Source organism: Kitasatospora sp. NPDC096140 (assembly GCF_040303045.1).
Taxonomy (GTDB): domain Bacteria; phylum Actinomycetota; class Actinomycetes; order Streptomycetales; family Streptomycetaceae; genus Kitasatospora.
Genome location: NZ_JBEOUW010000001.1, coordinates 12,431 through 31,486, shown reverse-complemented (window position 1 = coordinate 31,486; position 19,056 = coordinate 12,431). Strand labels below are relative to the sequence as shown.

General features: G+C 74.3%; 17 protein-coding genes. 10 read left to right on the top strand and 7 right to left on the bottom strand.

Annotation, left to right across the window (positions count from 1 at the left end):
- Positions 1–43: 43 nt before the first annotated feature.
- Genes ABT048_RS00140 through ABT048_RS00130 form a run of 3 tightly spaced genes read right to left on the bottom strand, consistent with a single transcriptional unit; the run spans position 44 to position 3,035 of the window.
- Positions 44–1,039 (bottom strand): ABC transporter ATP-binding protein, encoded by a 996-nt coding sequence (locus ABT048_RS00140; RefSeq protein WP_350518985.1) that lies wholly within the window; start codon positions 1,037–1,039, stop codon positions 44–46.
- On the bottom strand, positions 1,039–2,073 hold the full coding sequence (locus tag ABT048_RS00135) for a FecCD family ABC transporter permease (protein ID WP_396547822.1): 1,035 nt from the start codon (positions 2,071–2,073) through the stop codon (positions 1,039–1,041). Before ABT048_RS00135 ends, ABT048_RS00140 begins: the two co-directional genes overlap by 1 nt.
- The gene (locus ABT048_RS00130) at positions 2,070–3,035 is read right to left on the bottom strand and encodes a FecCD family ABC transporter permease (RefSeq protein ID WP_402802162.1); all 966 of its coding nucleotides are present in this window, start codon (positions 3,033–3,035) and stop codon (positions 2,070–2,072) included. Before ABT048_RS00130 ends, ABT048_RS00135 begins: the two co-directional genes overlap by 4 nt.
- A gap of 244 nt (positions 3,036–3,279) precedes the next feature.
- Here ABT048_RS00130 and ABT048_RS00125 point away from each other — a divergent pair, with 244 nt between their 5' ends.
- Both ABT048_RS00125 and ABT048_RS00120 read left to right on the top strand, forming a co-directional pair.
- A complete protein-coding gene (locus ABT048_RS00125; protein WP_350518983.1) occupies positions 3,280–4,176 on the top strand; it encodes a (2Fe-2S)-binding protein in 897 nt (298 codons plus the stop codon).
- 175 nt (positions 4,177–4,351) lie between these two features.
- Positions 4,352–4,753 carry a VOC family protein gene (locus ABT048_RS00120; RefSeq protein WP_350518982.1) on the top strand — a complete coding sequence of 134 codons (402 nt, stop codon included), beginning with the start codon at positions 4,352–4,354 and terminating at the stop codon, positions 4,751–4,753.
- Here the strand turns inward: ABT048_RS00120 and ABT048_RS00115 are convergent.
- The gene (locus ABT048_RS00115; RefSeq protein ID WP_350518981.1) at positions 4,714–5,145 is read right to left on the bottom strand and encodes a DUF6191 domain-containing protein; all 432 of its coding nucleotides are present in this window, start codon (positions 5,143–5,145) and stop codon (positions 4,714–4,716) included. The genes ABT048_RS00120 and ABT048_RS00115 overlap by 40 nt on opposite strands.
- A gap of 107 nt (positions 5,146–5,252) precedes the next feature.
- On the opposite strand from ABT048_RS00115, the gene ABT048_RS00110 reads away from it, so the two are divergent.
- From ABT048_RS00110 to ABT048_RS00095, 4 genes are all read left to right on the top strand, one after another.
- On the top strand, positions 5,253–6,011 hold the full coding sequence (locus ABT048_RS00110; protein WP_350518980.1) for a dienelactone hydrolase family protein: 759 nt from the start codon (positions 5,253–5,255) through the stop codon (positions 6,009–6,011).
- Between the two features lie 311 nt (positions 6,012–6,322).
- The gene (locus ABT048_RS00105) at positions 6,323–7,276 is read left to right on the top strand and encodes an alpha/beta fold hydrolase (RefSeq protein ID WP_350519263.1); all 954 of its coding nucleotides are present in this window, start codon (positions 6,323–6,325) and stop codon (positions 7,274–7,276) included.
- 124 nt (positions 7,277–7,400) lie between these two features.
- Positions 7,401–9,530 carry a protein kinase domain-containing protein gene (locus tag ABT048_RS00100; RefSeq protein ID WP_350518979.1) on the top strand — a complete coding sequence of 710 codons (2,130 nt, stop codon included), beginning with the start codon at positions 7,401–7,403 and terminating at the stop codon, positions 9,528–9,530.
- A 501-nt stretch (positions 9,531–10,031) separates the two neighbouring features.
- Positions 10,032–11,669: a M4 family metallopeptidase gene (locus ABT048_RS00095; protein WP_350518978.1), complete on the top strand. Its 1,638-nt coding sequence runs from the start codon at positions 10,032–10,034 to the stop codon at positions 11,667–11,669.
- 172 nt (positions 11,670–11,841) lie between these two features.
- Here the strand turns inward: ABT048_RS00095 and ABT048_RS00090 are convergent, their stop codons facing one another.
- Complete coding sequence (locus ABT048_RS00090; RefSeq protein WP_350518977.1) at positions 11,842–12,306, bottom strand: winged helix-turn-helix transcriptional regulator; 465 nt, start codon at positions 12,304–12,306, stop codon at positions 11,842–11,844.
- Between the two features lie 114 nt (positions 12,307–12,420).
- On the opposite strand from ABT048_RS00090, the gene ABT048_RS00085 reads away from it, so the two are divergent.
- Complete coding sequence (locus ABT048_RS00085; protein WP_350518976.1) at positions 12,421–13,092, top strand: NAD(P)-binding domain-containing protein; 672 nt, start codon at positions 12,421–12,423, stop codon at positions 13,090–13,092.
- 176 nt (positions 13,093–13,268) lie between these two features.
- Here the strand turns inward: ABT048_RS00085 and ABT048_RS00080 are convergent, their stop codons facing one another.
- Together ABT048_RS00080 and ABT048_RS00075 are read right to left on the bottom strand one after the other, a co-directional pair.
- Positions 13,269–14,246, bottom strand: a complete 978-nt coding sequence (locus ABT048_RS00080; RefSeq protein ID WP_350518975.1) for an ABC transporter substrate-binding protein — start codon at positions 14,244–14,246, stop codon at positions 13,269–13,271.
- 240 nt (positions 14,247–14,486) lie between these two features.
- Complete coding sequence (locus ABT048_RS00075; protein WP_402801698.1) at positions 14,487–15,275, bottom strand: MerR family transcriptional regulator; 789 nt, start codon at positions 15,273–15,275, stop codon at positions 14,487–14,489.
- A 174-nt stretch (positions 15,276–15,449) separates the two neighbouring features.
- On the opposite strand from ABT048_RS00075, the gene ABT048_RS00070 reads away from it, so the two are divergent.
- The 3 genes from ABT048_RS00070 to ABT048_RS00060 are packed head-to-tail and all read left to right on the top strand — an operon-like array spanning position 15,450 to position 19,044.
- Complete coding sequence (locus tag ABT048_RS00070) at positions 15,450–17,084, top strand: flavin-containing monooxygenase (RefSeq protein ID WP_350518973.1); 1,635 nt, start codon at positions 15,450–15,452, stop codon at positions 17,082–17,084.
- Complete coding sequence (locus ABT048_RS00065) at positions 17,081–18,142, top strand: alpha/beta fold hydrolase (RefSeq protein ID WP_350518972.1); 1,062 nt, start codon at positions 17,081–17,083, stop codon at positions 18,140–18,142. Before ABT048_RS00070 ends, ABT048_RS00065 begins: the two co-directional genes overlap by 4 nt.
- Positions 18,139–19,044, top strand: coding sequence for an SDR family oxidoreductase (locus ABT048_RS00060; RefSeq protein ID WP_350518971.1), 906 nt, complete (start codon positions 18,139–18,141; stop codon positions 19,042–19,044). Before ABT048_RS00065 ends, ABT048_RS00060 begins: the two co-directional genes overlap by 4 nt.
- Positions 19,045–19,056: the final 12 nt, after the last annotated feature.

Genomic DNA, 19,056 nt, shown 5'->3' with positions numbered 1-19,056 from the left:
GGTTCCTTGGATCGGGTCGAACGGGGGGACGGGGGTGGGAAGTTCAGACGGCGGTGGCAGCCGTACAACCGACGGCATCGGCATCGGCAGCCGTAGCGGCAGCGGCAGCGGAACCGCGCGCCCGCGCCCGCGCACGCGGCACGACCAGCGGCGTGCCGGTCTCCGGATCGGGCACGACCCGGCAGGGCACCTGGAAGACGGCCTCCACCAGCTCGGCGGTCAGCACCTCCGACGGCGGACCGGCCGCCGCGAGCCGTCCGTCCTTGAGCACCACCAGGTGGTCGGCGTACCGGGCGGCCTGTCCGAGGTCGTGCAGCACCATCACGACGGTGCGTCCGGCCTCGGCGTGCAGGTCGGCGACCAGGTCGAGCACGTCGAGCTGGTGGCGCAGGTCCAGGAAGGTGGTCGGCTCGTCGAGCAGCAGCAGGTCGGTCTCCTGGGCGAGCGCGAGCGCGATCCAGACCCGCTGGCGTTGCCCGCCGGAGAGCCGGTCGACCTGCCGGTCGCGGAGCTCGGCGGTGCCGGTGCGTTCCAGCGCGTCCTCGACGGCGGCCTGGTCGGCCTTGGACCACGGGCTGAGCATCCGCTGGTGCGGGTACCGTCCGAGCCGGACCAGCGCCTCGACGGTGACCGCCTCCGGGGTGACCGGCTGCTGCGGCAGCAGGCCCATCCGCTTGGCGAGCGCCCGGGCGGGCATCCGGTGGATGTCGGCGCCGTCCAGAGTGACAGTGCCGGCGGCCGGGTCGAGCAGCCGGACGAGCCCGCGCAGCAGCGTCGACTTGCCGCAGGCGTTCGGTCCGACGATCGCGGTGACGGCGTCGCCGGGCAGTTCGAGGTCGAGCCCCTCGACGATGGTCCGGTCGCCGTAGCGCAGCCCGAGGCCCCGGGCGGCGAGCCGGTTCGCGGTTGCGCCGGGGGCTGCCGGAGGGGTCCGGCCGGCAGCTGCGGCAGGGGTGGTGGCGGTCGCGGTCGCGGTCGCGGTGGCAGTCGCGGTGGCAGTCGCGGTCGCGGTCTCGGCGGACGTCTCGGCGGAGGTCATCAGCTGCTCCTCTGGGGAAGCCGGCTCTGGCGGATCATCAGCACCAGGAGCCAGGGCGCGCCGAGGGTGGCGGTGACGGCACCGACCGGCAGGCCGTGGACGGGGATCACGTGGAGCACCAGGAGGTCGGCGGAGAGCAGCAGCACGGCGCCGGTGAGCGCGGTGAGACCGAGGGTGCCGAGGGTGGGCGGTCCGGCGAGCAGCCGGACCAGGTGCGGGACGGCGAGCGCGACGAAGGCGACCGGTCCGGTGAGGGCGGCGGCCAGCGAGGCGAGGGTGATGGTGAGCAGCAGCAGCCCGAGCCGGTCGCGGGCCGGGGTGAGGCCGAGGCCGCCGGCCGAGTCGTCGCCGAGGTCGAGCACGGCGACCCGCCGCTGGCTGAGCAGGACGCCGACCGCGGTCAGCCCGATGGCGGAGCCGCCGATCCACACCTCGGTCCAGTTGCGGCCGTAGAGCGAGCCGGTGGTCCACTGCAGTGCCGAGGAGGCCAGCTCGGCCGGGAACCGTACGATCATCAGGTTCACGGCGGCGGCGAGGCCCTGCTGCACCGCCAGGCCGACCAGCACCAGGCGGGTGACGGCCATCTTCGAGCGCCAGGCGAAGCCGCCGAGCAGCAGCGCCGCGAGCAGCCCGCCGCCGACCGCGGCCAGCGGGATCAGCTGCTGGGAGGCGCCGGTGGCCAGCATCAGGACGGCGCCGAAGGAGGCGCCGCCGGTGATGCCGATGGTGTCGGGGGCGGCCAGCGGGTTGCGGAACAGCCGCTGCAGCATCGAGCCGGCCATCGCCAGCCCGGCGCCCGCGATCAGGGCGGAGACGACGCGGGGCGCGCGGAACTGCTGCACCACCAGGACGTTGCCGGGCTCGCCCTGGCCGACGAGCGCGCGCAGGGCGTCCCAGACGGGGATGTCGAGCTGCCCGGTGCCGAGCGCGATCCCGGTCAGCAGCACCAGCAGCGCGGCGGCGACCAGCGACCAGACGGCGGTACGGGTCCGGCGGCGGGCGAGGGCCCGGGCGGGGAGGGCGAGCGCGGTCACCGGGCCACCTTCCGGGCCAGCACCGCGAGCAGCGGCGCGCCGAGGAACGCGGTCACGATGCCGACCTCGATCTCGGACGGGCGGACCACCAGCCGACCGAGCACGTCGGCGGTGAGCAGCAGCAGCGGACCGGCGATCAGGCAGCCGGGCAGCAGCCGGCGGTGGTCGTTGCCGAGCAGCGGGCGGACCAGGTGCGGGGCGGCCAGTCCGATGAACGCCACCGGTCCGGCGACCGCCACCGCACTGCCCGCGAGCAGGACGACGGCGAGCCCGCCGGCCACCCGGATCCGGGCCACCGGCACGCCCAGCGACTGCGCGGTCTCGTCGCCGAGGGCCAGCGCGTTGAGCGCGGGGGAGATGGCGAGGGAGCCGATCAGGCCGAGTGCGAGGAAGGGCAGGACGGGGGTGAGGGTGTCCAGGTGCCGTCCGGCGATCGATCCGGCCAGCCAGAACCGGGCCTCGTCCAGCGTGCGGTGACTGGCCAGCATCAGCGCCGAGGTCCAGGAGGTGAGCACCACCGTGAGCACGGTGCCGCCGAGCGCGAGCCGGACCGGGTCGAGGTCCCCGCCGCGCCGGGACATCGCGTACGCGGCGACGGCGGCGACAGCCGCTCCGGCGAAGGCGAACCAGAGGTACTCGACCGGGCGGGAGAGGCCCAGCGTGTAGATCGCGGCGACGACGGCGAGGCTCGCGCCCGCGTTGATGCCGAGGGTGACCGGCGAGGCCAGCGGGTTGCGGGTGACGCCCTGGGCGACCGCCCCGGCGACACCGAGCGCCGCCCCGACGGCCAGTCCGATGAGCGTGCGCGGGACCCGAAGGCCCGTCACCACATCGGCGTCACCGCCGTGGGCGGCGCCGGTGAGGGCGTCGACGACGGTCGACAGCGGGATGGATCGGGAGCCCAGCGCAAGGCTCAGGGCCGCACACAGCACGAGCGCGCACACGCCGGCGAGCAGCACCAGGAGCTGCCGGGCCGCCGAGGCGCGAGGCGTCGGCGGGACTGTGGAGGCGGGCGGATCGGTTCTCAGCACGAAGCGATATCTTAGGTTAGGTTTACCTAAGTTCGTCAAGGGTTTGGGTGATTCGCCCTCTACTGGCCCGATGTGTCGACCGGCCCGCGATCGCCCCTGGTCGCCGGGCGACATGAGGCATTGTAAGGTGAGCCTCACCTTAATCGATCATACGGAATCGATCTCGGGAGTGCCGATGGTTCCCGGAACACCCCTGCCCGTCGCGCCTCGCGGCGCCCTGCCGTCCGGCGCGTCCGTCCTGTCCGGCGGGTCCACCGCGTCCACTGCATCTGCCGCGCCCGTCGCGGCTGGTGGGTCCACCGCGTCCGCCGCGCTCGTCGGTGACTACCGGCGGCTGCTGGAGCTGTGTCCGGTGCTGGACCTGCGGCTGCTCGACGCCGTCGAACCGGCTCCGCGCGCCGCCGACGGCTGGTACTCCGGAGCCCGGATCGCCACCGACGAACGGGCGCTGGCCGCCGTCCTGGCCGGCGAGGAGTCCCGCATCGCGGCCGAGCACGGCCGCGCCCCGCGGCCGCACGTGACCGCTTCCCGGCTGCTGCACCACTACGTCTGGTCGGCCTGCCTGATCGTCGCCGGCCCCTGGCACCTCGCCCGGAGGGTGCCGGTCGTCGACCCCGCCGACCTCTGGCTGCACGCTCCCACCGGTGCGCTCGCGCTGCGCCCGCGCGGCCACGTCACCCTCCCCGGTGACGACGAGCTCCGCGCCGAACTGCGGGCCGCCGTGGTCGCGCACGTCGAGCCGCTGCTCGCGGCCTTCGCCGGGCCCACCCGGCGTCACGACCGGGCGCTCTGGGGCATGGTGACGGACGACCTCGCCTCCGCCGTCTGGTACCTGGGCCGGATGCTCGGCGACGAGGACACCGCCGTCACCGCCGCCGGGGCCGTCCTGCCCGGCGGCACCCAGCCGCTACCGGGCGCCGCCGACTTCCGCCGCCTGCACACCCCCGACGGGCGCACCCACCACACCCGCACCCGGCTCGGCTGCTGCCTCTACTACGCGGTCGGGCCCGAGGCCGTCGCCTGCCTGACCTGCCCGCGCACCTCCGACGAGGAGCGGCTGCGGCGGCTCTGACCGCGAACGGCGGCGGGTCCGGCTGCGCACGGCTGCGGCGACCCCGGCCGCGAACGGCCGCAGCGACCCCGACCGCGAACGGCCGCGAGCCGGGCCGCCGGAACGCTGACGGACCGTCCACAGCGTTGCGGGGAAACGTGGTTCGTTGTCAGTGCTGTCGGCTATGGTCACCCGCATGATCGATTCCACCGTGCGGGTCCGGATCGCCCGCCCCTCGCGCGACCTCGCGGCAGCCGAACGCTTCTACGTCGGCGGCCTCGGGCTCGACGTGCTGTGGCGCAGCACCGAGCGGGTCTCCGGCGAGCACGACCTGCTGATGGTCGGCCCGCCCGGTGGCGCCTGGCACTTCGAGCTGACCCACGACCCGGAGCGGCCGCTGGAGCCCACCCCGACGGTGGACGACCTGTTCGTCGTCTACCTCGGCGCGCCGGTGGACGAGGCCTTGGTCGCCCGGCTGGAGGCGGCCGGCGGCACCCGGGTCGAGGCCCACAACCCGTACTGGGAGGAGTTCGGAGTGACGGTGGCCGACCCGGACGGCTACCGGCTGGTGCTCTGCTCCCGCACCTGGGGGGCCTGACCGGCCGGGCCCGTTCCGCTCCCGTCGCGCGGTGCCTGGCCGGGGGTGGACTCCCCGGCCCCGCCGCGCGGTGCGGGGTCGAGCAGGGCTTCTCCGGCCCCGCCGCGCAGCACCGCCACGCCCCGGTCCAGGTCCACGCCGAAGTGCGGCGGCGATCCGGCCTGCGCGTCGTCCCGCAGAGCGAGCCGCTCCTTCTTCTGCTCGACCTGGATCCGCTTCCCCGGGCTGAACAGCGCGTGCAACTCGTCCAGCCCGCCGGCGCCCAACCCCGCGACCCCGGGCCCGCGCTGCCGCGGGCGCGGCGAAGCCTCGTCCCGGATCTGCCACACCGCCAGTGCGGCCAGCCCCAGTAACGCCGCCACCGTCGCCACCACACCCACGATCAGCCCCATGCCCGCTCAACGCCGGACCGGGGTGGGGGCGTTCCCCGGACGCCCGTTCGGGCCGGGGCCGCGCCCGCCGGATACGCTGCCACACCAACGGAAGGAGCGCCCTCACCATGACCGTGCGCGGAACCCTCGTGGACATCCGGACGGCGGACGGCACCGCCGACGCCTACCTCGCCCACCCCGATGACGGCCGGGCCCACCCGGGCGTCATCCTCTACATGGACGCCTTCGGGCTCCGGCCGCACCTGAAGCGCATGGCCGACCGCCTCGCCGCGGCCGGGTACACCGTGCTCGTCCCCAACGCCTACTACCGGAACGGCCGCGCCCCGGTCGTCGAACTGCCGGAACTCATCGACGTGGAGAGCGACGACCCGGTCTTCGACCGGCTCGGCCCGTTGCTCGCCACCCTCACCCCCGACGTGACCGAGCGCGACGCGGACGCCTACCTGCGCTGGCTCGCCGAGTCGCCGCTGGTCCACGACGGCCCGGTCGGTCTCACCGGCTACTGCCGAGGCGCCCTCCTCGCCCTGCGCACCGCCGCCGGCCACCCCGACCGGATCGCCCTCGCGGCCGGCTTCCACGGCGGCAACCTCGCCACCGAGCGCCCCGACAGCCCGCACCTGGGCGCCGAACGGATCACCGCAGAGCTGTACTTCGGCCACGCGGACCAGGACGAGGCACTGCCGCCGGAGCAGATCGACCGACTCGCCGAGGCCCTCACCGCCGCCGGTGTCCGCTACCGGGCCGAGGTCTACACCGGCGCCCCGCACGGCTACACCCAGGCCGACACCACCCGCTACGACGCGGTCGCCGACGAGCGGCACTGGGAGGCGCTGCTCGGCCTGCTGAAGCGCGTCCTGCCGGCCTGAGGCCGGGCCCCGGCTACCTCGGCCTCCGGGCCGCCCCCGCCCGGCTGCCTGGCCGGGCCGCCCCCGCCCGGCTGCCTGGCCGGGCCGCCCCCGCCTGCGGGCGCGGTCCGGCGGGCGCGGTCCGCGCCCGATCTGTTGGTTTGCGGTTCATGGTCCGGACGGACGGAGTTCGGACACCGGAGTCACCGGCCGGACAACGTCGGGTACCTGACGACGAGTCGGGCCCGGTCGCGCGGGTGTCGGGGGAGCGGACGCGGGCATCGGGGGAACGGGGCCGAGTGACGGATCCAGGGGGGCCGTACGTGCACAGCATGCAGGGCAAGCGGGGGACGCGAGCCGGGGGGACGGGCCTGCGCGGCGTCCAGGAAGCCATCGTGCGGGCATTCGCCGCATGCACGCCCGGCGGGGTGCGGCCGGGCGAACTCGACCGCGACGGACGGGCGTTGCGCTGGGTGGAGGCCGGGCAGGGGGCCGGTGTCCCGGTGGTCCTGATCGCGGGCTGCGGCACCTCGTCGCTCACCTGGGCGCCCGTCCTGCCCGAACTCGCCCGGCACGGGCGGGTGGTGGCGTACGACCGGGCCGGGATCGGCGCCAGCGACCCCTGCCGCAGCACCGGCCGGGCCGGGATCGTGACACCGACGCTGGACGGTCAACTCGCGGACCTCGCAGCGTTGGTGCGCCACCTGGACGCCGGTCCGGTGGTCCTGGTCGGCCACAGCTGGGGCGGCCAACTGGCCCAACTCCTGTCCTGGCAGCAGCCGGAGCTGGTGGCCGGGCTGGTGCTGGTGGATCCGGCGCACGAGGAGTTCCAGCCGCCGGCCGTCCGCGTCGCCGAAACCGCGCTGAACCGGCTGGGGATGCTCCGTGCGGCACTGGCAGGTGCGGCACCGGTGAACTCGTCGCACGGCCCGGCGGATCCGCTCGCCCGGGCCGAGGCGGCCGTGGTCGCGCACCACCACCAGCGGTGGACCGTACTCGCCGAGAACCGGCTGACCACCGTCGTCGTCCCGGAGATCCGGCGGCGCCGTGCCACCGCGCGACTGCCCGAGGTGCCGGTGGCCGTGTTGAGTGCGACCGAGGGGCTGCCGGGGAGGATGCGCTCCCGGTGGACCGCCGTGCAGTCGCAGATCGCGTCCCGCGCCACCAGGGGAACGCACATCGTGGTGCGCGAGTCCGGCCACGCCGTCCACGCCGACCGGCCCAGGGCGGTCATCGCCGCCGTCCTGGAGGTGTCCGATCACGCCCGGTACATCCGGAAGGCCTGACGGACGGGCGACAGCCGTGCTCAATTCCTTCCCGCATCCGCTCTGCTGAGGACACGACACGCTCTGGCACACTGTGTGCCGGCGACCCGGCGGGGCGGGTCACGACACACGGGGGGACAGCGGCATGAGCGGGGTGGGCACCGTGCTCGGCGGGCGGTACAGGCTGGTCGAGCGGATCGGCGGCGGCGCGATGGGCTCGGTCTGGCGGGCCGAGGACACCGTGCTGGCGCGACGGGTGGCGGTCAAGATCCTGCGCTCGGAGCTGTTCGAGGACAGCACCGCCACCCAGCGCTTCCGCCGGGAGGCCCAGCTGGTCGCGGCGATCGACCACCCGGGCGTCGTCGACGTCCACGACTACGGCGAGAGCGGCGCGGACGGTGACGAACGCTGCGCCTACATCGTCATGGAGCTGATCGACGGCCGCCCGCTGGACCGGGTGCTGGCGGACACCGGCCCGATGACCGTCGAGCGCGCGCTCGACCTGGTGGCCGGAGCCCTGGACGCGCTGCACGCCGCGCACCAGCGGGACATCGTGCACCGGGACATCAAGCCGTCCAACCTCATGCTGCGCACCGACGGCCGGGTCGCCATCACCGACTTCGGCATCGCCCGGGCGATCGCCAGCACCAAGCTCACCGCCCCGTTCGCGATCATCGGCACCGCGCTCTACATGTCCCCGGAGCAGGCCGAGGGATCGTCCCTGGGGCCGGCCACCGACCTCTACTCGATCGGCGTGGTCTGCTACGAACTGCTGGTCGGCGCGCCGCCGTACTCCGGGGACGGGCCGCTGCAGATCGCGCTCAAGCACGTCAACCAACCGGTGCCGGAGCTGCCGGAGGCCTTCCCGGCGGCGGTCCGGGCGCTGGTCGCCAGGGCGCTGGCCAAGAAGCCCGAGGAGCGGTTCGCGGACGCCGCCGAGATGGCGGCGGCGGTGCGCGCGGCACTCGTCGGCGACGGTGCCGAGGACGGCGAGGGCGCCGGGGTCGCCGGGGTCGGGGCGGCAGGAGCGGCGGGCGGTGCGACCGGGAAGGGGCCTGCGTCGGCCGACAGCCGGACGATCGCCCTCCGGCCCGGCGCGGGTCCGGCGGCGAAGGCTGAGGCCGGGTCAACGGAACCCGCTGCGGGCGGATCCGGGCCGGGCGGACCCGCGGCAGGCGGATCCGAGGCGGGCGAGGCCGAGCCCGGGGCCGTGGTGGTTCCCGCCGCCGGTGACACCCCCGTGCCTGCCGAGGTCGCGAAGGTGCAGCCGCAGCCGCAGCCCGAGGCGCAGACCGAGCCCGGCCGGCGAAGGTCCCGCCGGACCCTGCTGGTGCCCGTGATCATCCCCGTCATCATCTCGGCGGGCACCGCCACCGCCCTGCTGATCGACCGCAGTCCCGGCGGCTCCGACGCCACCGTGCCGCCCGCCGCCCAGCCCACCGTCGTGGTCACCGTCCCCGCGAACCCGGTCACCGGCACCCCGGCCGCGGCGACCGGCACCGCGCCCGCCACCCCGCCGCCGACCGACACCCCGACGGCCGCCCCGAACCCGGACCAGCCGGCCCCCGGTAGCGCCGACCAGCAGCAGGCCCCCGTTCCGGCTCCGGGTCAGGCCGGTGGCGGTGGTGCGTCGGGCGGTAGCCGGACCGGCGGTGCGGGTGCGTCCGCCGGCGGCGGCGCGTCCTCGGGCGGGTCCGGGGCAGGGTCCGGCTCCGGGTCGGGGTCAGGGGCCGCCGGCGGCCAGGCGAACCAGCCGGGCGGTGCCGCAGGCGGCAACCCGCCCGCCCCGCCCGCCAATCAGAACCCGCAGCCGCCGGCCCAGACCTCGGGCGGCGGCACCACCGCGGCGCCGCCGCAGAGCCCGAGCCGCCCTGCGTCCTGCGGCGGCAACAGCTGGAGCACCATCGTCAGCGTGAAGCACGAGCGGCCGATCGGGATGCGCAACGACAACCTGAACGGCGACAACCCGCTCGTGCTCGGCGGCGCCGCGCAGTACGGCTGGGTGCGCTCGACCAACCCCGGTTCGTGGATCCTGTTCAACGCCTGCAACAACGGCGGCCCGCAGCTCGTCCAGACCACGGACGGGAGGGTCGTGTTGAGCAACGGGTTCAGCTTCCTCACCAACTGGACCGTCCGCAACGGCTCCACCCCGGGCTCGTACACGCTGGCCGACTACATGAACTCGGTCTGCATGACCGACAACGGCGTGGGCAACGCGATCACCATGGTGGCCTGCACCCCCGGCAACACCGCGCAGGAGTGGCGCCTCCAGTAGCGGCGACTGTTCGAGGATCAGTAGCAGCCCCCGGTGATCCGGGCAAGGGCGAGGGAATGGCGGAACCTCGCCAGTCCGGAGCCGAGGGGCGTGTGGAATCTTCTACACAGATGTAAAAGTCGATTGCCGGTCGACCGGATCCGCCCGCCGGCCACTGCTCGGGCGGGCGGGCGGTCGTCGGCGCTGGCGGTCGGACATGGTTCGGACGGGAACGGCACGCGCGTTGCGGTGAATCGTCCCGGTCCGGCCGTCGACTCCACACTCTTCACCGCATGGCGGGACCTGGCCAACTCCTGAAGCGGACCTGTCATTTCTTCTGATGGATTGTCATGCTTCTGTTCATCCCCCGGCGGCAGCCCCACCCCCACCCCTTGGTGGCGAGCCGCCCGACTGCACGGGATCTCAGCACGTCAGCGCCCGTTCCGCCCCACAGGTGCCGACCCCGGCCCCCGGGACGTGGTGCGACCGCGCCCAGACGCGGTTTCCCGGAAGGACTCGTACGTGAAGCGAAAGCTCGCGGCTGTCGCCGTACTCTCGGCCACCGCCCTCCTGACCGGTGTGATCCAGGTGAGCACCGCCGCCCAGGCCGCCCCCGTCGACTCGTCGCCGGCCCAGGCCGCCCGGCAGCACGCCACCGTGCTCGCGGTGGCGAGCGGCCAGTCCGGCCCGCTCGCCAAGGCGCTCGGCCTGGGCGCCAAGGAGCAACTGGTCGCCAAGGACGCCGTGTTGGACAAGGACGGCACCCGCCACCTGCGCTTCGAGCGCACCTACGCCGGCCTGCCGGTGATCGGCGGCGACCTGGTCGTCCATCAGAAGGCCGACGGTGCCGTGAAGTCGGTCTCCAAGGCGGTCTCCGCCCGGATCGACCTGCCGAGCGTGACCCCGGCGGTCCCGGCCGACCAGGCCGCCGCGCAGGCCACCGGCGCGGTCAAGGCCACCGTCGGGGTGACCCTCGACGCCGACCAGTCCCCGCTCGCCGACGTCCACCAGACGGGCACGCCCCAGCTGGTCGTCTGGGCCACCGACGGCAGCCCCCGCCTCGCCTACCGCACCACCGTCGAGGGCGTGCGCGCCGACGGCACCCCGAGCAGCCAGGTCCTGGTCACCGACGCCGCCGGCGGCCAGGTGCTCTCCACCCACGAGAAGGTGCAGACCGCCGCCGGCACCGGCAAGGGCGTCTTCGTCGGCCAGGTCCCGCTGACCACCGCGCAGAGCGGCGGGCAGTACCAGCTCAAGGACGACACCCGCGGCGGCCAGTCCACCACCGACATGAGCAACGGCACCTCGGGCAGCGGCTCGCTGTTCGCGAACACCAGCAACAGCTTCGGTGACGGCACCGCCGGCAACCGCGAATCCGCCGCCGTGGACGCCCAGTTCGGTGCCGCCACCACCTGGGACTTCTACAAGAGCGCCTTCGGCCGCAACGGCATCCGCAACGACGGCGTCGGCGCCCTCAGCCGGGTGCACTACGGCTCCAACTACGTCAACGCGTTCTGGAGCGACGACTGCTTCTGCATGTCGTACGGCGACGGCAGCGGCGACGCCGCCCCGCTCACCGAGATCGACGTGGCCGGCCACGAGATGACCCACGGCGTGACCGCCGCGACCGCCAACCTCAACTACGACGGCGAGTCCGGCGGCCTCAACGAGGCCACCTCGGACATCATGGGCACGATGGTCGAGTGGTCCGCCAACCTGCCCTCCAACCCGCCGAACTACTGGATCGGCGAACTGATCAACCTGAACGGCAACGGCAGCCCGCTGCGCTACATGGACCAGCCGAGCAAGGACGGCCAGTCCGCCGACTACTGGGACGCCAACGTCGGCAACCTGGACGTCCACTTCTCGTCCGGGGTGGCGAACCACTTCTTCTACCTGCTGGCCGAGGGCAGCGGCGCGAAGAGCATCAACGGGTTCGACTACAACAGCCCGACGTACGACAACTCGACGCTCGCCGGCATCGGCCGGGACAAGGCGGCGCAGATCTGGTACCGCGCGCTGACCACGTACTTCACCTCCACCACCGACTACGCGGGCGCCCGTGCGGCCACCCTCAGCGCGGCGGCGGACCTGTACGGCTCGGGCGGCACGGAGTACAACGCGGTCGCCGCCACCTGGACGGCGGTCAACGTCAACTGAGCCGGGGAGAGCGAGCCGTCTCCGGGTCCGAGCCGGCCAGCCCGGACCCGGGGACGCGTCCGAGCGAGGCCCTGCCGGGCCGTGGGTGCCGGCCGGAGGGGTCGTAGGCGGCGGGGGCGACGGTGTGCGGACCACCGTCGCCCCCGCCGCATGCACGCGATATGACGCCACGTCAGGTGCTTTGGCCGCGTCGGCTGCGGCACGCGTCGTGCGACTCCTGGGCGGCGAGGACGGCGTCGCCGTGTTCGGCGGCCCAGGCGCCAAGTGCGCGGATCGGGGCGAGCAGGGCCGTGCCCGCCACCGTGAGGGCGTAGTCGACCCGCGGCGGCGCCTCGGCGTAACGGCGGTGCTCCACCAGGCCGTTGTACTCCAGCCGCCGCAGTGCCTCGTTGAGCACCTTCGGGCTGATCCCGCCGATCCGGTCGAGCAGCGCCCGCGGGCGCATCGGACCCCGCTCGCCGAGGACGTGGACGATCACGCTGTCCCAGCGGTTGGCGATCACCTCGAAGGCCAGCCGGGCACGGCAGTCGGCGGCGAAGACGGCACCGCCCAGGTCGTCGCCGTCGCCGCGGCTGTCGCCGTGGTTGCCGTTGTTGCTGTTCATGCCGTCCTCACTGCGCCGGCCCGTGGTGTCCATACGGCCATCCTGCCCGGGCCGATGCCTACCGGGTGGTGTGCATCGGCCCGCCTAGCGTGCCGGGCACAGCAGTTCGCGCCGACCCCGGTCGGGTGACGACGGCGAGGAGTGGACATGAGGATCGGCATTCTCGGAACGGGCGCCATGGCGGCGGCCCTCGGCGGGGCCTGGGTGCGAGCCGGGCACGAGGTCGTGGTGGGCGGGCGCGACCCGGGGGCGGCTCGCCGGCTGGCCGCCGAGACGGGCGCGTCGGAGGGTGGCGACCTGGCGCGGGCGGCGAGGTTCGGCGAGGCCGTCCTGGTGGCGGTGCCGGCCGATGCGGCGGTGCCGGTGGTCGGACCGCTGGCGGCCGACCTGGTCGGGCGGACCCTCCTGGACTGCACCGTGCCGATGGCCCCGGGAGCGGACGGCCCCCGCCTGACCACGACGGGCGCCGCGGACTCCGTCGCGGTGCGGCTCGCCGCCGCGGCTCCGGCGGCCCGGGTGGCCAAGGTGTTCGGGATCTGCCACGAGAGCATCTGGACCCTGCCGCGGCCGGCCTTCGAGGGCGGCGCGCCGCTCGGGGTCCCGTACTGCGCCGACGACCCGGCCGCCGCCGCACTGGTCGCCGATCTGGTGGCCTCGATGGACTGCGTGCCCGTGCACTGCGGGGGCCTCGACCGGGCCGGGCTGCTGGAGGCGACGGCCGTCTTCGCGATCGGCGTCTGGTGGTCCGGCGGCGAGGCGCGCCGGGTCTTCCCGTCCCCGGCCCTGGCGCCGGGCGCGGCGGACGACGACGAGGGGTAGCGAGTCCGGTCGGCCGCGGTGCACCGGGAGGACTCGACCGTCCGCGGGTGGCGGGCTGGTGACGGCTGACGGCTGACGGCTGACGGCTGACGGGTGACAGCGAACAGCTGACAGATTTCAACATCTGTCTGCTGTCAGCTGTCCGCTGTTACCTGGCACCCGTTGCCTGCCGCCCCTCACCCACCCGTCGGCGCCAGGTCCTTGCGGATCTCGTCCAGGATCAGACCGGCCCCGATGTACCCGATGCCGAGCATCCACAGGTTGTCGTCCACCCGGAACACCCGCCCGTTGCGGACGGCGTCCAGGTTCTTCCACAGCGCGCCCTCGGTGATCTTCCCCTGGTCGGACTTGGCCGCGTCCCCGTACACCGAGTAGAAGACGACGTCCGCGGCCGCCTGGTCCACCTGCTCGGGGCTGATCTCCATCGAGAAGCCGGGCTTGTCCTGGTTGGCGGGTCGGCCGAGCCCGAGGTCCTTGAACAGCGAGCCGACGAAGGTGTCGTTGAGGTAGAGCCTGGTGGGCGCGCCCGCCAGGAAGCGGGCCATCTCGACCCGGGTGGCCCCGGCCCTGGCCGGCCCGCCCAGCGCGGTGACCAGGTCCCGCAGCTTCACCTGGTAGGCAGCGTCCGCCGCCGCGGCCTCGCTCTGGCGGCCCAACGCCTCCGCGTGCAGGCGGACGTTCTCCTTCCAGGTCGGGCCGGTGGTCTTGGAGAGGACGGTCGGCGCGATCTTGGACAGTTCGTCGTACCGCTTGTCGTCGCGGACCTGGTTGCTGAGGATGAGGTCCGGCCGCAGTGCCGCGATCGTCTCCAGGCTGGGCTGGCCGATCGTGCCGACGGCCTTCGTCCCGGCCAGTCGAGCGGCGGGGAGGTAGCTCGGGAACGGCGCGCCCGCACTCACGGTGGTGGCGCCGACCGGGGCGAGGCCGAGGGTGACCGCCGAGTCCAGGGCGTCCGTGTCCAGTGCCACCACCCGCTCGGCCCGTGCGGGGACGATGCTCTCGCCGCGCGCGTGCCGGACGGTCCGGGTGCCGCCGCCGGCGGACGAACCGGCCTTCGGGGCCGAGGAGTTCGGTCCGCAGCCGGTGAGTGCCAGGCCCGGGACGAGCCCGGCGGCGAGGCCGAGCGTGGCGCGGCGGCTGAGGGGTCTGGGCACTGCGGCACCTCCAACGGGCGGGCTGGGCGCGGGAATCCCTGCCCGCGCGGCCACCCGCCTACGCCTCGAATCGCTACGGACCGGTCACGCCCCGGGGGTGCAGCGCCGCCGGCGCGCCCCTGGGCGGCGCCGGACCCCACGGTCCCGAGTCGCGGCGCCTCCTCACGCTCCCGGGTCGCGGCGGACTCTCACAGCCCCGAGCCGCAGCGGTCCGTCACGGCCCGGAGTCGCAGCGGATCGTCACGTCTCGGAGCCGTTCTCCCGCCGCTGGCGCAGGAGTTCGTCGTACTCGGCGTGCACCCGCCGGTCCATCGCGAGGGTGAACTGGGCGTCGGCCACGGTGCGGGCCAGCGGTCGGACCCGCAGGATGCGCTCGGTGAGCCGGACCGCCTCGCCGGGCGGCAGCGGGGTGTCGGCGGCCAGTGCGCTGAGCAGGTGCTCGGTGACCACCTCGATGAAGATCTCGGCGATGGCGTCCACGTGTTCCCGGGTGCGTCGGCTGGCGTCCAGCACCGCCGAGAGCGGCACCCCCTCCGCCACCAGCTCGGTGGTGGCGTCCATCAGCCGACGGCTGACGTGGGTGATCCCGTCCTCCTCGACGGTGATGTAGCCCTGCTCGATGGACTCGGCGGTGTTCTCCTCGGTGAGCTGGTCGCCGAAGGCGGCCTTGAGCTCCTCCCAGTCGAGGCGCACCGGGGTCTCGTCCGACCACGGCGCGACGATCGCCGCCTCCAGGCCGATCAGCTCTGCGACGTCCCGACCGCTCTCGCCGGCGCCGATCAGTTCGGCGATGCCGCCCAGGGTGTGGCCGCGTTCCAGCAGTTCGCCGATCATCCGCAGCCGGGCCAGGTGCTCCTCGCCGTACCAGGCGATCCGGCCCTCCTTGCGGGGTGCCTGGAGCAGTTTGCGCTCACGGTAGAAGCGCAGGGTGCGGGTGGTGATGCCGGCGGCTTCGGCCAGTTCCTCCACCCGGTACTGGCGTTTTCTGTCGCCCGCAGCAGCTCTGACCTTGTCCACGGCGATCAGCATAGGTCCGTCGGCGGGGAAGGCTCCCGGAACCGGAGCCGTCGCGCTTCTTCCATCCGGTGTCAGCAAGGGCTACCCTGCCAACCATGCCAGTGATTACTGGCGCGATTGGAAGGGTTCCGGGGCAGGCCCCGGGAGAGTGCGACGATCACCGCCCCACCCTCAGGAGGAGGCCGCATGGCATCCAGCAGCAAGCGCCCCCGCTCCGGCACGTCCGGTGCGTCCGGCGTCAACGGCGCGCCCGGCACGCCCGGCGCGCCCCGTACGGCCGAGGGGTCGTCCGAGGCCGGGGCCCACGCGGTGGAGGAGGCCGTACCGCACGTCCGGGTGGCGGTGATCGGCTCCGGCTTCGGCGGCCTCGGCGCCGCGGTCCGGCTGCGCCGCGCCGGGATCACCGACTTCGTGGTGCTGGAGCGCGCGGACTCCGTCGGCGGCACCTGGCGCGACAACAGCTACCCCGGCTGCGCCTGCGACGTGCCCTCGCACCTCTACTCCTTCTCCTTCGCCCCCAACCCCGACTGGCCGCGCAGCTTCTCCGGTCAGCCGGACATCCGCGCCTACCTGGAGAAGGTCGCCACCGTCTTCGGGCTCCGACCCCACCTGAGGTTCAACGCCGAAGTGCTGGAGGCGCGTTGGGAGAGCGACGGGGCCCGCTGGCGGATCACCACCTCGGCCGGTCAGTGGACCGCCGACGCCGTCGTCTCCGCCGCCGGACCGCTCGCCGACCCGCAGATCCCCGACCTGCCCGGGCTGAGCGGCTTCACCGGCAAGGTGTTCCACTCCTCCCGCTGGGACCACGACTTCGACCTGGCCGGCAAGCGCGTCGCCATGGTCGGCACCGGCGCCTCCGCCGCCCAGATCATCCCGTCGATCCAGCCCGAGGTCGGCAAGCTGACCGTCTTCCAGCGCACCCCGGCCTGGGTCCTGCCGCGCCGCGACCGCGAGATCACCCAGCTGGAGAAGTGGCTGCACGGCCGCCTGCCGCTCACGGCGAAGATCCGCCGCGGCACCCTGTTCGCCCTCCGTGAGCTCCAGGTCGACGCCTTCGTCCGCCGCCCCGGGCTGCTGCGCATGGTCCAGCAGCTCGCCGAGCGGCACATCGCGCAGAGCGTCCCGGACCCGGCGCTGCGCGCCAAGCTCACCCCGGACTACCGGATCGGCTGCAAGCGCATCCTGCTCAGCAACACCTACTACCCGGCACTCGCCGCCGCCAACACCGAGGTCGTCGACTCCGGCCTGCGCGAGGTGCGCGGCTCCACGCTGGTCGCGGCCGACGGCAGCGAGCACGAGGTGGACGCCATCGTCTTCGGCACCGGCTTCCACGTCACCGACATGCCCATCGGGGCCCGGGTGTTCGGCGTCGACGGCACCAGCCTGGCCGAGGAGTGGAAGGACGGCATGGAGGCGCTGCGCGGCTCGACCGTGCGCGGCTTCCCGAACCTCTTCTTCGTCATCGGGCCCAACACCGGCCTCGGCAACAGCTCGATGATCCTCATGATCGAGTCCCAACTGAACTACATGATCGACGCGTTGACGACGCTCGGCTCGATCGGCGCCGCCGCCATGCAGCCGACGGTACGCGCCCAGCGGCAGTGGAACCTCGAACTGCAGCACCGGATGGACCGCACCGTCTGGACCACCGGCGGCTGCCGCAGCTGGTACCTCGACCCGAGCGGCAGGAACACCGTGCTCTGGCCCGGCTCCACCGCCTCCTTCCGCCGCGCCACCCGCAAGGTGGACCTCGGCGAGTACGAGCTGATCATGCGCGCGGCGCCGGCCGCCGCCCGCGCCGTCCAGGAGGTCTCCGCGTGAGCGCCGCCGTCCTGCCCGCCGAGTACGAACACCCGACGCCTGCCGAGGAGTTGACCGTCCGCTCGGCCGACGGCATCCGGCTGCACGTCGAGGTGCACGGCCAACCCGGCGCGCCCACCGTGGTGCTGGCGCACGGCTGGACCTGCTCGACCGCCTTCTGGGCCCCAGTGATCCGCGAACTCTCCGACCGCTACCGGGTGGTGGCCTACGACCAGCGCGGCCACGGGCACAGCGAGATCCCGCCGAGCCGGGCCCGCTACTCGACCCGGGCGCTCGCCGAGGACCTGTCCGCCGTGCTGGCCCGGACCGTCCCGGCGGGGGAGCGGGCCGTCCTGGCCGGGCACAGCATGGGCGGCATGACCATCATGGCCGCCGGCGGCCGCCCCGAGGTCGCCGAGCGTACCGCCGCCGCCGTCCTGATCTCCACCGGGCCGAGCGAGCTGGTGGCCGAACTCACCGTCCTTCCCCCGGGCGTGCGTTCCCCGGGCCTGCGCCGCTTCCTTCACCGGCAGCTGCTGCGCTCCCGGATGCCGCTCGGACCGGTCTCGCCGGTCAGCCGGGTGGCGCTCAAGTACGCGACCATGGGCTCGGGTTCGCCCGCCGGGCAGGTCGAGGCGACGGCCCGGATCGTGCACGCCTGCCCGACCGCGGTCCGCGCCAACTGGGCCGCGGTGCTCGACCGCCTGGACGTCCGTGCCGGGCTCGCCCGGCTCACCGCGCCCACGGCGGTGGTGGTCGGCACCGACGACCGACTGACCCCGCCGGTGCACGCGCACCGGATGATCGCCGGGCTCAAGGACCCGCAGGGGCTGTTGCTGCTGCCCGGAGTCGGGCACATGTCGCCGCTGGAACGCCCGGCGGAGGTCGCCGGCGAGATCCATCGGATGGCCGCCGAGCACCTGGTCGGCGCGCCCGCCGCCGCGCCTGCCGCCGCGCCTGCCGATGCCGCGCTCGCCGGCACCGCGCCCGCTCCGGCCGGAGCCGCCGCAGTCGCGACTGCCGACTCCACCGTTGATCCTGCTGTTGACTCCACCGACGAGAGGACCGCCGTCGCATGAACGCCATCCCGCCGTTGTCCGCGCAGGTCGTCGTCGTGACCGGGGCCGCCCGGGGGGTCGGCGCGTCGCTGGCCCGCAAGCTCGCCCGGCGCGGGGCCAAGGTCGCCCTGCTGGGGCTGGAGCCGGAGGAGCTCAAGGCCGTCGCCGCCCAGTGCGGGCCGCATGCGACCAGCTGGGACGTGGACGTCACCGACCTCGACGCGCTCGACGACACCGCCCGCCGGATCAAGGAGCACTACGGGCGGATCGACACCGTCGTCGCCAACGCCGGGATCGCCATCGGCGGACCGCTGACGGACAGCGACCACCGGGCGTTCAGCCGGGTCATCGAGGTGAACCTGCTCGGCAGCGTCGCCACCGCGCGGGCGTTCCTGCCGGCGCTCATCGAGAGCCACGGCTACCTGCTGCAGATCGCCTCGCTCGCCGCGCTGACGCCGGCCCCGCTGATGAGCGCGTACTGCGCCAGCAAGTCCGGGGTGGAGGCCTTCGCCCACTCGCTCCGCGGCGAGGTCGCCTACCAGGGGGTGAAGGTCGGCGTCGGGTACCTGAGCTGGACCGACACCGACATGGTGCGGGGGGCCGACGAGGACGCCGTGCTGAAGCAGATGCGGTCGCGGCTGCCGTGGCCGGCGAACAAGACGTACCCGCTGGAGCCCGCGGTGGACCGGATCGTCGCCGGGATCGCGCGCCGGTCCGCCCACGTCTACGCCCAGGCCTGGCTGCGCGGGATGCAGCCGGTCCGCTGGCTGCTGCCGAGCCTGATCGCGGTGGTGGGCTCCCGGGACGTCGCCCGGCTCGCCCCCCAGCTCGCCGCCACCGCCGCCAGCCGCCTGCGCGCCGTCGGCGCCGGGGGCGCGGCGGACACCGCGGCCCGGGGGAGCCACAGCGGCTCGGGAAGCTGACCGCCGGCAGCC

What these genes read in the sequence shown, in the direction of transcription:
- ABT048_RS00085 (WP_350518976.1), top strand. Translation starts at nt 12,421, where the DNA reads ATGAGGATCGGCATTCTCGGAACGGGCGCCATGGCGGCGGCCCTCGGC.
- ABT048_RS00115 (WP_350518981.1), bottom strand. Translation starts at nt 5,145, where the DNA reads ATGGGGCTGATCGTGGGTGTGGTGGCGACGGTGGCGGCGTTACTGGGG.
- ABT048_RS00125 (WP_350518983.1), top strand. Translation starts at nt 3,280, where the DNA reads ATGGTTCCCGGAACACCCCTGCCCGTCGCGCCTCGCGGCGCCCTGCCG.
- ABT048_RS00090 (WP_350518977.1), bottom strand. Translation starts at nt 12,306, where the DNA reads ATGGACACCACGGGCCGGCGCAGTGAGGACGGCATGAACAGCAACAAC.
- ABT048_RS00110 (WP_350518980.1), top strand. Translation starts at nt 5,253, where the DNA reads ATGACCGTGCGCGGAACCCTCGTGGACATCCGGACGGCGGACGGCACC.
- ABT048_RS00075 (WP_402801698.1), bottom strand. Translation starts at nt 15,275, where the DNA reads ATGCTGATCGCCGTGGACAAGGTCAGAGCTGCTGCGGGCGACAGAAAA.
- ABT048_RS00120 (WP_350518982.1), top strand. Translation starts at nt 4,352, where the DNA reads ATGATCGATTCCACCGTGCGGGTCCGGATCGCCCGCCCCTCGCGCGAC.
- ABT048_RS00140 (WP_350518985.1), bottom strand. Translation starts at nt 1,039, where the DNA reads ATGACCTCCGCCGAGACGTCCGCCGAGACCGCGACCGCGACTGCCACC.
- ABT048_RS00060 (WP_350518971.1), top strand. Translation starts at nt 18,139, where the DNA reads ATGAACGCCATCCCGCCGTTGTCCGCGCAGGTCGTCGTCGTGACCGGG.
- ABT048_RS00100 (WP_350518979.1), top strand. Translation starts at nt 7,401, where the DNA reads ATGAGCGGGGTGGGCACCGTGCTCGGCGGGCGGTACAGGCTGGTCGAG.
- ABT048_RS00070 (WP_350518973.1), top strand. Translation starts at nt 15,450, where the DNA reads ATGGCATCCAGCAGCAAGCGCCCCCGCTCCGGCACGTCCGGTGCGTCC.
- ABT048_RS00105 (WP_350519263.1), top strand. Translation starts at nt 6,323, where the DNA reads ATGCAGGGCAAGCGGGGGACGCGAGCCGGGGGGACGGGCCTGCGCGGC.